General features: G+C 73.4%; 14 protein-coding genes. 8 read left to right on the top strand and 6 right to left on the bottom strand.

From position 1 onward, the window contains the following. Positions 1–13: 13 nt before the first annotated feature. From ACERZO_RS15520 to ACERZO_RS15510, 3 genes are read right to left on the bottom strand one after another with little or no spacing between them, the layout of a single operon-like run. Positions 14–1,765, bottom strand: coding sequence for an ABC transporter ATP-binding protein (locus ACERZO_RS15520; protein WP_372665331.1), 1,752 nt, complete (start codon positions 1,763–1,765; stop codon positions 14–16). Further along, entirely contained in the window at positions 1,762–3,426 is a 1,665-nt protein-coding gene (locus ACERZO_RS15515; protein ID WP_372665330.1) for an ABC transporter ATP-binding protein, read from the bottom strand. Before ACERZO_RS15515 ends, ACERZO_RS15520 begins: the two co-directional genes overlap by 4 nt. Positions 3,427–3,479: 53 nt before the next feature. Then, positions 3,480–4,331, bottom strand: coding sequence for a hypothetical protein (locus ACERZO_RS15510; protein ID WP_372665329.1), 852 nt, complete (start codon positions 4,329–4,331; stop codon positions 3,480–3,482). A gap of 44 nt (positions 4,332–4,375) precedes the next feature. On the opposite strand from ACERZO_RS15510, the gene ACERZO_RS15505 reads away from it, so the two are divergent. Then, positions 4,376–4,888, top strand: a complete 513-nt coding sequence (locus ACERZO_RS15505; RefSeq protein ID WP_372665328.1) for a DinB family protein — start codon at positions 4,376–4,378, stop codon at positions 4,886–4,888. Between the two features lie 450 nt (positions 4,889–5,338). After that, positions 5,339–6,505, top strand: a complete 1,167-nt coding sequence (gene srmL / locus ACERZO_RS15500; protein WP_372665327.1) for a PheS-related mystery ligase SrmL — start codon at positions 5,339–5,341, stop codon at positions 6,503–6,505. Here the strand turns inward: srmL and ACERZO_RS15495 are convergent. Continuing rightward, the gene (locus tag ACERZO_RS15495) at positions 6,437–7,006 is read right to left on the bottom strand and encodes a TetR/AcrR family transcriptional regulator (RefSeq protein ID WP_372665326.1); all 570 of its coding nucleotides are present in this window, start codon (positions 7,004–7,006) and stop codon (positions 6,437–6,439) included. The genes srmL and ACERZO_RS15495 overlap by 69 nt on opposite strands. Positions 7,007–7,054: 48 nt before the next feature. Between ACERZO_RS15495 and ACERZO_RS15490 the strand changes: the two genes are divergently transcribed. From ACERZO_RS15490 to ACERZO_RS15465, 6 genes are all read left to right on the top strand, one after another. Beyond that, complete coding sequence (locus tag ACERZO_RS15490; RefSeq protein WP_372665325.1) at positions 7,055–8,008, top strand: zinc-dependent alcohol dehydrogenase family protein; 954 nt, start codon at positions 7,055–7,057, stop codon at positions 8,006–8,008. 16 nt (positions 8,009–8,024) lie between these two features. Then, positions 8,025–8,735, top strand: a complete 711-nt coding sequence (locus tag ACERZO_RS15485) for an MBL fold metallo-hydrolase (RefSeq protein WP_372665324.1) — start codon at positions 8,025–8,027, stop codon at positions 8,733–8,735. Positions 8,736–8,860: 125 nt separating this feature from the next. Beyond that, on the top strand, positions 8,861–9,679 hold the full coding sequence (locus tag ACERZO_RS15480; protein WP_372665323.1) for an ABC transporter permease: 819 nt from the start codon (positions 8,861–8,863) through the stop codon (positions 9,677–9,679). After that, on the top strand, positions 9,664–10,365 hold the full coding sequence (locus tag ACERZO_RS15475; protein WP_372665322.1) for an ABC transporter ATP-binding protein: 702 nt from the start codon (positions 9,664–9,666) through the stop codon (positions 10,363–10,365). The genes ACERZO_RS15480 and ACERZO_RS15475 overlap by 16 nt, the downstream gene beginning before the upstream one ends. Next, positions 10,352–11,362 carry an ABC transporter substrate-binding protein gene (locus ACERZO_RS15470; protein WP_372665321.1) on the top strand — a complete coding sequence of 337 codons (1,011 nt, stop codon included), beginning with the start codon at positions 10,352–10,354 and terminating at the stop codon, positions 11,360–11,362. Before ACERZO_RS15475 ends, ACERZO_RS15470 begins: the two co-directional genes overlap by 14 nt. Then, positions 11,359–12,462 carry an LLM class flavin-dependent oxidoreductase gene (locus ACERZO_RS15465; RefSeq protein ID WP_372665320.1) on the top strand — a complete coding sequence of 368 codons (1,104 nt, stop codon included), beginning with the start codon at positions 11,359–11,361 and terminating at the stop codon, positions 12,460–12,462. Before ACERZO_RS15470 ends, ACERZO_RS15465 begins: the two co-directional genes overlap by 4 nt. On the opposite strand, the gene ACERZO_RS15460 is transcribed toward ACERZO_RS15465, so the two are convergent. Further along, positions 12,459–13,079: a class F sortase gene (locus ACERZO_RS15460; protein WP_372665319.1), complete on the bottom strand. Its 621-nt coding sequence runs from the start codon at positions 13,077–13,079 to the stop codon at positions 12,459–12,461. The two genes, ACERZO_RS15465 and ACERZO_RS15460, sit on opposite strands and share 4 nt — an antisense overlap. After that, entirely contained in the window at positions 13,069–13,914 is an 846-nt protein-coding gene (locus ACERZO_RS15455; RefSeq protein WP_372665318.1) for a DUF4397 domain-containing protein, read from the bottom strand. The genes ACERZO_RS15460 and ACERZO_RS15455 overlap by 11 nt, the downstream gene beginning before the upstream one ends. Positions 13,915–13,916: the final 2 nt, after the last annotated feature.

The raw sequence follows: 13,916 nt of genomic DNA, 5'->3' as shown, positions 1-13,916 counted from the left end.
ATCGGCCCGCGTGTCAAGCGCGCTGGCCTGACCAGGCCGCCCACAGCTTCGCGTACTGACCACCTGCGGCGACCAACTCGTCGTGGGTGCCGGACTCCACCACCGCGCCCGCGTCGAGGACCACGATCCGGTCGGACGCCGCCGCCTGCGTCAGGCGGTGCGCGACCACCAGCGCCGTGCGTCCCTCGAGGGCCGCGGCGGCCGCGGACTCCAGGACCCGCGAGCCCGCGCTGCCCGCTTCCGCCGTGGCTTCGTCGAGAATCACGATCGGCGGGTCGGCCAGCACCAGCCGGACCAGGGCGAGCTGCTGGGCCTGGGTCACCGTCAGCTGGTGGCCGCCTTCGCCGACGACCGTGGCGAGGCCGTCCGGCAGGCTGTCCACCCAGGACAGCGCGCCCACTTTCGCCAGTGCCGCCCGCAGTTCCGCGTCGGTCGCCGACGGGCGCGCGAGCCGGAGGTCGTCGGCCAGCGGCCCGGCGAAGACGTGGACCTCCTGGCTGATCAGCGCGACCGTGCGGCGGGTGGCCTCCGGTCCCAGCTCGTCCAGCGGGACGCCGCCGAGCGTGACGGATCCGGTGTCGGGCGCGTGGATGCCGGCGATCAGCTTCGCCAGTGTCGTCTTGCCCGCCCCGCTCGCCCCGACCAGCGCCACCCGCTCGCCGGGCGCGACACCGAGGTCGATGTCGCGCAGCACCGGGTGACCGTCCACATAGGAATAGCCGGCCGCCGCCGTCTTCACCGACGCGTCCACCGGCCGGGCCGGCTTCGCGGGCGCGGTCTCGGCGGGCAGGTCCGCGACGCCGATCAGCCGCGCGAGGCCGGCCGCGGCCGCCTGCGCGTCGTCCACCAGGGCCAGCGCCGTCGTGATCGGGCCGAACAGGCTGTGGAAGTACAGCGCCGCGGCCGTCGCGACGCCGACCGTCACCGCGCCCGCCCCGACCAGCAGGAACCCCATGGCCAGCACGGCCGACAGCCCGACGAACTCCGCCAGGTTGAGCCGCGCGTAGAACCGCGTCACCAGCCGGATGCCGCGCAGGGCGAGGTCGACGGCGGTGTTCGACCGGTCGCGCACCCGGTCCAGGTGCGCGTCCGCCAGCCGGAACGCGCGGACGGTCTTCGCGCCGCCGATGGTGTCCAGCAGCTGCTGTTGTTGCGCGCCGACGGCCTCGCGCTGGCTCGCGTACAGCGGCTTCGCGCGGGGCACGTACCAGCGGACGGTCCACAGCTGGATCGGCACGGCGACCAGCGCGGCCAGCAGGAACCGCCAGTCCAGCACCGCCAGCGCGCCCAGGGTGAGCACCACCGTCAGCACCGAGCGGCCCAGCTCGGGCAGCGCCTGCCGGACGGCTTCGGCGACGACCGAGACGTCGTTCGTCACGCGCGTGGTCAGGTCGCCGGACCCGGCGCGCTCCAGCTGGTCGAGCGGCAGGCCGAGGGCCCGCTCGACGAAGCGTTCGCGCAGCTCGGCGAGGATCGTCTCGCCCAGCCGCGCCACCAGCGACACGCCGATGGCCGTCGCGACCGCCTGGGCGAGCGCGACGAGCACCAGGCCGGCCACGGGCGTGACGAGGTCGGCTGCCGGCCGGCGCGTCGCGACCAGGTCGACGACCCGGCCGAGCAGGGGAGCGGTGAGCAGCCCGATCGCCGTAGCGGCGACGAGCATCGTGAACGCGGCGGTGGCGCGGCCCTTAAACCGGCCGGCGAGCTCGCCGAGGACGGCACGGATCCGGCGGCCGTCGGCCACGGGGAGGAGTTCGCGGGTCACGACAGCACCGCCGCCCGGTAGTCGGCGCGACCGGCCAGGTCGGCGTGGCTGCCCTCGCCCGCGATCCGCCCGTCGTCGAGGAGGACGACGCGGTCGGTCGCGGCGAGCAGCGCCGGGCTGGTGGTCACGAGGATGGTGGTGCGGCCGCGCCGCAGTTCGGCCAGGCCCGCGGCGATCCGGGCCTCGGTGACGGTGTCGACGGCGGTCGTCGGGTCGTGCAGCACGAGCACCGGCGCGTCCACCGCGAGGGCGCGGGCGAGCGCGACCCGCTGCCGCTGACCGCCCGAGAGCGACCGCCCGCGTTCGCTGACGGCGGTCGCGACGCCGTCGGGCAGCGCCTCGGCCACCTCGTCGACGGCCGCCGCGGTCATCGCCGGTGCGGCCAGCGGGCCGGCGCCGCAGTTCTCGGCGACGGTGCCGGCGAACAGGTCCGCGTCGTGCGCGGCCACCAGCACCACCTCGCGGACCCGGCTGGGGTCCACAGTGGACAGATCGACCGCATCGACGGTCACGGTGCCGGTCGCGGGGTCGGCGGCGCGGCCGAGGCAGTCGAGGAGGTCGGTCGCGACGGCCGGGTCCGTGGCGACCACGCCGAGCAGTTCGCCCGGGCGGGCTTCGAGGTCGACGTCCCGCAGCGCGCCGCGGCCCAGCGCGGACAGCCGGACGTGCCCCACGGCCGGCGTCGGCAGCGTCGCGTCCCCGGCGTCGACGGCGGGCGGGGCGTTGAGGACGTCGGCGATGCGCCCGGCCGACGCGCGGCCCTGGGCGAGTTCGCCGTTGACCCACGAGAAGATCGAGAACGGCGTGATCAGGTACTGCGCGAGCCCGACCGCGGCGACGAGGTCGCCGACGCTGATCTCGCCCGCGGCCGCCAGGTTCCCGCCGACGAGCGCGACGACGGCGATGAAGATCCCGGTCAGCGCGAGCAGCGCGCCGTTGTGCCAGGCCTGGGCGCGCGCCGCCCGCAGCGTCGCCTTCAGCGAGTCCTGGCTGGTGCGGCGGTAGCGATCGACGGCGGCGCGTTCGGCACCGACGCCCTTCAGCACGCGCAGCCCGGCGACGAGGTCGGTGGCGATGCCGGACGCGAAGGCGGAGCGTTCCTGCTCGGCTTCGCTGCGGCGTTCGAGGGGTTTGCCGATCAGGTGCGCGAGGTACAGCATCGGCGGCGTGCCGAGCAGCACCAGCAGGCCGAGCGGGACGCTCATGGTGAGCAGCACGACGGCGCTGACCAGCAGCCCGGCCAGCCCGGCGACGCCGAACGGCAGGACGCCGTTGACCTGGCCGACCCGCTTCGCGTCCGACGTCCCGATGCTGACGAGCTCGCCCGCGAGGGACTCCGCGCCGCCGCCGGGGTGCAGGACCCGGCGCCCGACGTCGAGCCGCAGTTGGTGGGCGGCGCGTTCGGCGGCGCGCTCGCCGAAGCGGGCGCCGAGCCGGTAGCTGGTCGACAGCACGGCGAAGAGCACGCCGAGCACCGCGAGCCAGAGGAGCAGCGTGCCTGCCGAGCCGCCCGCGACGGCCTGGTCGATCACCACGCCGATCACCACCGGCACCAGCGCTTCGCCGCCCTGGTGGCACGCGGTCAGCAGTGCCGCGAGGCCCACCGATCGTCGTTGCCCGGTGATCGAACGGCGGAGGACTTCCCGTCCGGTCGTGCTCACCCGCGCCTCCCTGTCCTGTCGTGGGATAGGTAAGGCTAGTCTAAGTAAAGAAGTTACGGGAACACGGTCGGCTTCGTCTCACTTGTGTCCGGCTCGCCGAAGCGGGCCAGTGCGAGCGCGGCGGCCACGGCGAGGACGAACCCGGCGATCGCGATCACCGCGAACCCGGGCCGGGTCCGGTCGCCGAGGACGAGCACCCCGACCAGCGAGGGGAAGATCGTCTCGCCGAGCACCATCATGGCGGTGCTCGTGGTGACGCTGCCGCGTTGCAGGGCCGTCGCGTAGAACAGCATCGCCATCCCGCCCGCGACCGCGACGGTGTAGGTGGCCGGGTCGGTGAGCAGGTCCAGCGGGGCGAGGCTGGGGATGATCCGGCCGGAAATGGCGACGACCCCGAAGCTGAGGCCGGCGACGAGCCCGAGCGCGGGCGTCCGGACGCGGCGGCTCGCCTTCCCGGCGGCGATCCCAGCGCCGGCCAGCACGGCGACGGCACCGATCAGCGCGAGCCGGAAGCCCAGCCCGACGGGATCGGAGCCTTCGCTCTCGGCGGCGGCGCCGAGCAGCCCGAGCCCGGCGCACACGACGGCGACGGCCACCCACTCCTTGGTCCCGAGCCGCACGCCGAGGAACCGCGCGGCGACGGCGGTGACGGCGAGACTGGCGGCGAGGGCGGCCTGCACGACGAAGAGCGGAAGGACGTGCAGGGCGGCGATCTGCGCGACGAACCCGAGGACGTCGAGGGACAGGCCGAGCACGAACTTCCACTGCTTCAGGACGCGGACCAGGAGCTTCGGGTCGACGCCTTCCTTGCCGGTGTCCGTCGCCTTGGCGGCGACCGACTGCATCACCGAAGCCACGCCGTACGCGATCGCCGCGCCGAGCGCGCAGAGCAGTCCCCACCACATGGTGATCACTCTATTTTGTCGGTGCGGTGGGGTACGTTGCGGTCATGTCGAACACGAGTTCGAAGACGCAGCGGTCATGGCCGGCCCGGCTGGCTTCCGACGAGCTGCGCCTTCAGCTGGACTTCCTGCAGTTCCTCCGCGCGACGGCGGTGAACAAGCTGGCGGGGTTGCCGGTGTCGCTGGCGGTGGCCACGCCGCTGCCTTCGTCGCCGCGGTTGAGTGCGCTGGGGGTGGTGAAGCACTTGACGGCCGTGGAGCGGTGGTGGTTGTCGATCGAGGCCGGGGGCGCGGATCTGCCTTCGTTGTGGGCGGGTTCGCCGGATCCCAGCTGGGATCTGGCGCCGGAGGACACGCCGGCTTCCGTGGTGGCGGCTTACAAGGCGGAGTGGGGGCGGGCGGAGAAGTCGTTGCGGCGGTTGGGGCCGGACGACCGGACGCGGCGGCGTGGGGAGTTCACCGTGCGGTGGGTGGTCGCGCATGTCGTTCAGGAGACTGCGCGGCATGTGGGGCATTTGGATTTGCTTCGGGAGCTGGCTGATGGGGAGGTGGGTGAGTAGGGGTGAATTGGGCGAGGGCCAGGGCCAGGGCCAGGGCCAGGGCCAGGGCCAGGGCCGGGGCCGGGGCCGGGGTCGCGGCCGGGGTTCCGGGAAGGCGGCCTGCGAGGGGCCAGTGTGGCCCGATGCGGGGCTTGCCGTGTCTGGTGTGGACAGCCGCCGCCGCAGCCGCAGCCGCAGCCGCCGCCACCACCGCCGCCGCCGCGGTGCGTGCCGTGGGCGCGGTTTCGGCGGGAAAATCGCGTGACATGTCCGGCTAGCCTGGATTCGTGGCCGTCGTCGCGGAACACCGCCGATTTACCGGCCCCCTGGCCCTTCACAGGCACCAGCGGGGTTCCGGTGTCACGCCCGTCGTCGACTCTGCCCGAGCCGCGCCGCGGTGAACCTCGCCGAGTGTCCGGGCCAGGGGGAGCGCTTCCGCTCACCCGTCCCGCTCACCCAGGAGGCTCCGTCATGCCCGAACCCCTCACGCCCGCCCAGCTCACCCGCGACCTCGCCGTCCGCGATCTGACCGATCCCGCGGCCGGCCCGCACGCCATCCAGCTCGTCGTCGACAAGGCCGTCTCCGCCGTCGCGGGCCCGGGCACCGACGTCCGGCGGTGGCCCGGGGCCCGGATCGTCACCGTCGCCGACAACTACGACCACCTCGGCTACGACCCCGCCGACGTCACCCGCGACGCGCGCTACACCCGCTACGTCGACGCCGACCACGTCCTGCGCAGCCACTCCAGCGCGATGATCCCCGCGGCGCTCCGGGCGCTCAAAGCTCGCCCCGCCGATGACGTCCTGCTCGTCTGCCCCGGCGTCGTCTACCGGCGCGACTCCATCGACCGCCTCCACAGCGGCACCCCGCACCAGCTCGACCTCTGGCGGATCGCCCGCGGCGCCGGCACCCGAACCCACCTCGAGCAGCTCGTGACCTCCCTCGTCGAAACCCTCCTGCCGGGACGGCGATGGCGGCTCGAACCCCGCCGTCATCCGTACACAGTGGACGGTTCCCAGCTCGACGTCGAACACCACGGCGAGTGGATCGAGATCGCGGAATGCGGGCTGGCCCACCCGGCCGTCCTCGCGCGGGCCGGGCTCGGCGACGGCTGGTCCGGCCTCGCCCTGGGGATGGGCCTCGACCGGATGCTCATGGTGCTCAAGGGCATCCCCGACATCCGCCTGCTGCGCTCGGCCGACCCCGCCGTCGCCGCGCAGCTCGCCGATCTCGCGCCCTACCGTCCGGTGTCCGCGCTGCCGCCGGTTCGCCGGGACCTCTCGATCGCCGTCGCCGCGGACGATCGCGCCGAGGACCTCGGCGACCGCGTCCGCACCGCCCTCGGCGGCGATTCGGACCTCGTCGAGTCGGTCGAGATCCGCCAGGAGACGCCGTGCGCGCAGCTCCCGCCGCAGGCCCTGGCGCGCCTGGGTGCGGCCGAAAACCAGAAGAACCTCCTGGTCCGGCTGGTGCTCCGGCCCCTCGGCCGGACGCTGTCGGACGCCGAGGCGAACGTCCTGCGAGATCGCGCCTACGCGGCCCTGCACCAGGGAGCCGCGCACCAGTGGTCAAGCCCGGAAGCCACGCAACGCAAGTGCGGCGAAGCGCCGGGAAGCGGCGACGCGGGCGGCCGGTGACGCGGCCCGGATGCCGCCGTTGGCCATCAGGATCAGGACCACGTCGTCGAGACCGACGTCGGAACGCACTTGGCCGGCCTCCTGGCCGCGGCCGATCAGCTCGGCGATGGAGCGCAACGCCCGCTCGCGGTCCGCGGTGAAGTCGATCGCGTGGGGGAAGGCCGCGGTGAACGCCGCGGTGAAACCCCGGTCGCGCGCCTGCAGTTCGCAGAGCTTTTCCACGACCAGGGCGAAGCCGTGCCACGGGTCGGGGTCGGCGAGCCCTTCGTCGACGATCGTGTAGCACGCCCGCATCTGGTCGGTGAACGCCGCGGTGACCAGCAGCTCCTTGGTCGGGAAGCGGCGGTACAGCGTCGCCGGCCCGACGCCGGCGCGCCGGGCGATTTCGCGCATCGGCACGTCCAGGCCGTCGGCGGCGAACACCGCGCGAGCCGCTTCGAGGATGCGTTCGCGGTTGTCACGGGCGTCGGACCGCAGCTTGTGAGGCAAAAGATCGACCACGCTCTCAGTTTAGCCAAGTGGACGCCGGCGTCCACTACCGTCGGCCGCATGAAAGCAGTTGCGGTACAAGCGTTCGGCGGCCCCGAAGGGCTCGCGGTCATCGACCTCCCCGACCCCGAACCGGGCCCCGGCCAGGTGCTGGTCGCGACGGAGGCGATCGGCGTCGGCGGGGTCGACGCCGTGATCCTCAGCGGTGCCGTCGCCGCGTACGGGTTCAAGCCGGGGCACGTCCTCGGCGGCGAAATCGCGGGCACCGTGACGGCGGCCGGCGACGGCGTCGACCCCTCGTGGCTCGGCCGGCGCGTGTGGGCATTCGCCGGTACCGGCGGCGGCTACGCCGAGCAAGCCGTCGCCCCGGCGGAGACGCTCGTTCCCCTGCCGGAAGGTCTGTCGCCCGTCGACGCGGTGACGCTCGGCAGCTCCGGTTTCGTGGCCCACTTCGCCCTGCGCCACGCCCACTTCGCCCCGGGTGAGTCGGTGCTGCTCCGCGGCGCCGCGGGCGGGATCGGGATCATGGCGGTCCAGCTCGCGGCCGGAGCCGGCGCGATCGCGGTCACGACGTCGTCCCCGGAGCGCGGGCAGCGGCTGCGCGAACTCGGCGCGACGCAGGTGCTGAACCGCGCGGCCGACGGCGCGGACACCTACGACGTCATCATCGACGTCGTCGCGGGCCCGGAGCTGCCCGGCTTCTTCGCCAAGCTGAAGCCGAACGGCCGGATGGTGGCGGTCGGCGTGATCGCCGGGATGCCGCCGGCGGACTTCGGCAAGGAACTGCTCACCGAGTTCCGCAGGTCGCTGTCGTTCGCGACGTTCAGCGCGGACACGATCCCGTGGACCGCCCGCCGCGAGGTGGCCACCGACCTCTTCGCGGCGGCAACCCGCGGCGAGCTGACGTCGGTGGTCCACGAGGTACTGCCCCTGGCGGACGCAGCGGCGGCGCACCGGAAGATGCAGGACGGCGAGGTGTTCGGGCGGATCGTGCTGACGCCGCCGGAAAGCTGACCCGTAGGGTGGGGCCATGGCAGATCGGCTCTACTTCCGGCAGCTGCTCGCCGGGCGGGACTTCGCCGTCGGCGACCCGGTCGCGACGCAGATGGTGAACTTCGCCTACCTCATCGGGGACCGGGACACCCGGGAAGCGGTCATCGTCGACCCCGCCTATGCCGTGCAGGATCTGCTCTCGGTCCTGGAAACCGATGGCATGCGGCTCACCGGGGTGCTCGCCACGCACCACCACCCCGATCACGTCGGTGGCGAGATGCTCGGCTTCGACCTGCCCGGCATCGCCGAACTGCTGGCCATCCAACCGGTGCCGATCCACGTCAACGGGGCCGAGACCGAGTGGGTGCGCCGCGTGACCGGGGTCGAGCACACCGATCTGCGCGCCCACGACCACGACGACGTCCTCGAGGTCGGGTCCGTTCCCATCCGGATGCTGCACACGCCCGGCCACACGCCCGGCAGCCAGTGCTTCCTCGTCGAGGACAAGCTCGTCTCCGGCGACACGCTCTTCCTCGAAGGCTGCGGCCGCACCGACTTCCCCGGCGGGGACGCCGAGGAGATCTACCGCAGCCTCCAGGCCCTCGCCGGGCTGCCCGGCGATCCCGTCGTCTACCCCGGCCACCAGTACTCGGCCGAGCCGTCGGCCGCGCTGTCGGACGTCAAGCGCAGCAACTTCGTCTACCGGCCTCGGTCGCTCGACGAATGGAAGGTCATGTTCGGCGGCTGAGCAAGCCGTTCCACGGGCTGAAACCCCGCTGTTTCACGGACTGGGCACCGATTGACTTCGCCTGCCCGGGACCCGATGGTCGGGACCACACAGGTCCCGAACATCCCCGTCCCCGGGAGAAATCCGTGTCGATTTCCACCACGGGCGTGCTCGCGCGCGCCCGGAAACGCGCCGACGGGCCGCCGCGCAGGACAGCGCGCCGGCCCGACCTGCGGCGCTGGATCAGCCCGGTGGTGCTCATCGCCGCCTGGCAGATCGCCAGTGCCACCGGCGTGCTGCCACCCGACAAGCTCAGTTCACCGTGGACGGTCGTGCAGGCCGGCGTCGAAGTCGCGCGTACCGGCGAACTCGGCAACGCTTTCGCCGTGTCGCTCGGGCGCGTCGGCGCCGGGTTCGCGATCGGCGCCGTCGTCGGGGTGGTGCTGGGCATCGTGTCCGGGCTGTCCCGCTGGGGCGAGGTGCTGGTCGACCCGCCGGTGCAGATGCTGCGCACGCTGCCGTTCCTCGGCCTGATCCCGCTGTTCATCCTGTGGTTCGGCATCGGCGAGGAAACCAAGATCGTGCTCGTCGCGCTCGGCGTGGCGTTCCCCCTCTACCTGAACGTCCACTCGGGAATCCGCAGCGCCGACCCGAACCTCGTCGAAGCGTCCCGCGCATTGGGATTCAGCCGCGCGGAACGGCTCTGGCACGTCGTGATCCCCGGCGCGCTCCCGCAGGCCCTGGTCGGGCTCCGGCAGTCGCTCGGCATCGCCTGGCTGGCGCTGATCGTCGGCGAGACGGTCAACGCCGACGCCGGCGTCGGCTACCTCATCAACAACGCGCGCGAGTTCCTGCGCACCGACGTCGTGGTCGTCGGCCTCGTCCTGTACGCCCTGCTCGGCCTGGTCACCGACGCGCTGGTCCGGCTGCTCGAACGGAAGGTGCTGCGGTGGCGAACCCGGTAGCGGAAGTCCGCGACCTCACGAAGAAGTTCGGCGACCGGACCGTCCTCAGTGGACTGGACCTGACGGTCGAGCGCGGCGAGTTCGTCGCGCTGCTGGGCCGCAGCGGCTCCGGCAAGTCGACGCTCCTGCGGGTCCTCGCGGGCCTCGACGACGACGTGGCCGGCCAGGCGACCGTGGCCGGGACCGTCTCGGTCGCCTTCCAGCAGCCGCGGCTGCTGCCGTGGCGGAAGGTCTGGCGCAACGTCGTCCTCGGCCTGCGCCAGGACGGCGTCTCGAAGGCCCGCAACCGCGCGCTGGCCGAGAAGGCCCTGGCCGAGGTGCACCTGACCGAGCACGCCGACGACTGGCCGCTGACGCTGTCCGGCGGCGAGGCGCAGCGCGTCTCGCTGGCCCGCGCCCTGGTCCGTGAACCCGGCCTGCTGCTGCTCGACGAGCCGTTCGGCGCCCTCGACGCGTTGACGCGGATCGCGATGCACGGCCTGGTCGTGGACCTGTGGCGGCGGCACCAGCCGGGCGTGCTGCTGGTGACCCACGACGTCGACGAGGCCCTCCGGCTCGCCGGCCGGGTCCTGGTGCTCGACGGCGGCCGGATCGTCGCCGAGCACCGGCCGCGCGAAGCCGGCCACGACGACCTCCGCCGGCGCGTGCTGGCCGACCTGGGAGTGATCGAAGATGCAGTGGCGTAAGGGAATCGCGGTCGTCGCGGCGGCGCTGGCGCTGGCCGGCTGCGGCTCGGCGACCGGCACCGATCAGGCGGCGGTGCCGGGCCCGGTGAGCGCGGCGGACCTGGCCAAGGTGACGCTCAAGGTCGGCGACCAGAAGGGCGGCGTCAAGTCGCTGCTGACCGCGGCCGGCCTGCTCGACGGCACGCCGTACAAGATCGAATGGTCGACGTTCACCTCCGGCCCGCCGCTGCTCGAAGCCGCGTCGGCCGGCGCGATCGACGTCGGCCGGGTCGGCAACACCCCGCCGATCTTCGCGGCCGCGGCGAAGGCCAAGATCAAGGTGATCAGCGTGGCACGCAGCAACGTCGAGCGGGAGGCCATCCTCGTCCCGCCCGATTCGACGCTGCCGGACGTCGCCGCGCTGAAGGGCAAGACGATCGGCGTCGCCAAGGGCTCCTCGGCTCACGGCCAGCTGCTGAACACCTTGCACAACAACGGGCTGTCCACGAAGGACGTCAAACTGAGCTTCCTGCAGCCGTCCGAGGCCTACGCGGCCTTCACCCAGCACACGATCGACGCCTGGGCGATCTGGGACCCCTACACCGCGCAGGCGCAGCTCGAAGCGCACGCCAAAGTGCTGGCCGACGGCCGGGGCGCCTCGAACGGGCTCGGCTTCCTGACCGCGGGCACCGCCGCGCTGGCCGATCCCGGCAAGAACTCCGCGCTGCGGGACTTCGCCGTCCGGGTCGTCAAGGCGCAGAAGTGGGCCGACACGCACCGGCCGGACTGGGCGCGGGCCTGGGCGAAGGAGACCGGGCTGAAGCTCGAAGTCGCGCAGAAGGCCGTCGACGCGGGCCGCGACCGGCCGATCGCGCTGGACGACTCGGTGATCGCGTCCGAACAACAGCTCGCGGACGCCTTCACCGAAGAGAAGACTCTGCCGGGCAAGGTGGACTTCGCCGCGTTCGCCGACCGGCGGTTCGCCCCCGACCTGGACCAGGCGAGGAGCAACGGATGACCATCACGCTGCACTGGTTCCTGCCCACCAGCGGCGACGGCCGCACGATCGTGGAACGCTTCCACGCCAACCGGTCCGCCGGCCCGTCGGCGCAGCGCCAGCCCGACCTGGACTACCTGGCCCAGGTCGCCCGAGCCGCCGAGCGGCAGGGCTTCGAAGGCGTCCTCACCCCGACCGGCACGTGGTGCGAGGACGCGTGGCTGACCACGGCCGCGCTGATCCGCGAGACGACCCGGCTGAAGTTCCTGGTCGCGTTCCGCCCCGGCGTGATTTCGCCGACGCTCGCCGCGCAGATGGCCGGCACCTTCCAGCGGCTGTCGGAGGGGCGGGTGCTGCTCAACATCGTCACCGGCGGCGACGCGGTCGAACAGCGGCGCTTCGGCGACTGGCACGACCACGACGGCCGGTACGCGCGCACCGACGAGTTCCTGACGATCGTGCGCGGGGTCTGGTCCGGGCAGCCGTTCACCTTCGAAGGCGAGCACCTGCGTGTCGAAGGCGCGACGACGCTGGCCGCGCCGGACCCGGTGCCGCCGATCTACTTCGGCGGGTCGTCGCCCGCGGCGCTGCCGGTCGCGGCGCGGCACGCCGACGTCTACCTGACCTGGGGCGAGCCGCCGGCGCAGGTCGCCGAGAAGATCGGCAAGGTCCGCGAGCTGGCCGGGGACCGGCCGATCCGGTTCGGAGTGCGGCTGCACACGATCTCCCGCGACACGTCGGCCGAGGCGTGGGCGGAGGCGCAGAAGCTGCTGGACGCGCTGAGCCCGGACCAGGTCGCGAAGGCGCAGGCCCAGCTGGCCGCGAGCGAGTCGGTCGGGCAGCAGCGGATGGTCGCGCTGCACGGCGGCCGGACCGACGGCGGCGTGCGCGGGCTGGAGATCCACCCGAACCTGTGGGCGGGCGTCGGCCTGGTCCGCGGTGGCGCGGGCACCGCGCTCGTCGGCAGCCACGAGGAGGTCGCGGACCTGATCGAGGAGTACCACAGCGTCGGCGTGAGCGAGTTCGTGCTGTCGGGCTACCCGCACCTGGAGGAGGCGTACTGGTTCGGCGACGGCGTCCGGCCCGAGCTGGCCCGGCGCGGGCTGCTGAAGGAGTACTAACCCCAGCGGGTCGACGCGTAGACGACGATGTTGTCGCGGTAGGACCGTTTCGCCGCGTCGAAGCTGCCGCCGCAGGTGATGAGCCGCAGCGCGCTGCCCGGCGCGGGCCCGTAGACGGCGTCGGTCGGGAACGCGTTCTTCGGGTAGCGCTGGACGGTGTCCACGACGAACCGGGTCTCCTGGCCGTCCGAACGCCCGACGAACACCTCGTCGCCGTCCCGCAGGTCGCGCAGCCGGAAGAACGGCGCCGGGCCGGACCGGGAGTCGACGTGGGCGGCGATCACCGCCGGCCCGGGGTCTCCCGGCACCGGACCGGCGGCGTACCACCCGACGTCTTCGAAGCGCGCCGGTGCTTCGAGCTGGTGGTCGGCGCCCAGCCCGAGCGGGACGAGCGCGGGCGCGTCGACGGCGATCGCCGGGATCCGCAACCGCACCGGGCGGACCTCGGCCGCCGTGGGCAGCGGCTTCGGCCCGGTCGCCGTCTCGGTCGTCGCTGCCACCGCCGACGGTGCCACCGCCGACGGTGCCACCGCCGACGGTGCCGCGGGCGGCGGTGCCGGGGCACAGCCCGCCACGACCAGGGCGGCGACGAGCAGGGCTCCGACGTCAGCGCGCACGAGCCGCCCGGCGTCCCACGACGAGCGCGGCCAGCAGCGCGACCGCCGCGAAGGCCGGCCACAGCGGCGGTCCGGACGGCGACGCCGTGCCTCCGCCACCGGTCTCGACGCCCAGCTTCGGCGGCTCGGGCAGCGAAGCGCCGTCGGAGATCGGGTTCGCCTTCAGCACGCCGTTGTTCTCGAGGACCAGGACGGTCGTCGAACTCCCGGCCTTGACGTCGACTTCGGGAGCGGACTGCACCGAGCCGGCCCGCAGCTGCAGTGGCCAGCGTCCCTCCGCCACGTCGACGTAGGGCGAGGTGAAGCCGTAGGGCGCGTCCTTGGCGAGCAGGACGCCCGGGCCGTCCACGGAGACCGGCGCGATCGCGGCCGACCCTTCGACGATCCGGAGCCGGCCCTTGCCGGCGGCGGGTGCGGTGAGGTCGTCGGTGACCAGCGTGCCCTTGAGCGTGTCGCCCGGGCCGTTCGCGAAGACCAGCAGCGAGTAGGCGGACCGTTCGGCGATCTCGATCGTCGCCGACAGGGCGGGCGGGGTGCTGGACGCGGCGTCGGCGGGCCGCATCGACAGCGTGTACTTGCCGGGGTCGAGTGAGGAGTACGGCGTGACGGCGCCGTAGCCCGCCTTGCGGATGACGGCCTTCTCGGCCTGGCCGAACGGCGCGAAGTAGATGTCCACCGGCGGGACCTTGGGGGAGAGGTGACCGACCCGGATCCAGCCGACGCCCGGGCCGGGGGCGGTCGCCGCCTCGGCCGTGACCGGCGTCAGCGCGACGAGCAGGAGGGCTGCGGCGGTCAGCCCGCCGGGTCTGAGCAGGAGCTGGGGGAGAGTGCGCATCG

Source organism: Amycolatopsis kentuckyensis (genome assembly GCF_041679295.1).
In the GTDB taxonomy this organism is placed as follows: Bacteria; Actinomycetota; Actinomycetes; order Mycobacteriales; family Pseudonocardiaceae; genus Amycolatopsis; species Amycolatopsis kentuckyensis_A.
Note: the sequence above shows the minus strand (reverse complement) of the source record. Positions and strands in the feature narration are given on the sequence as shown.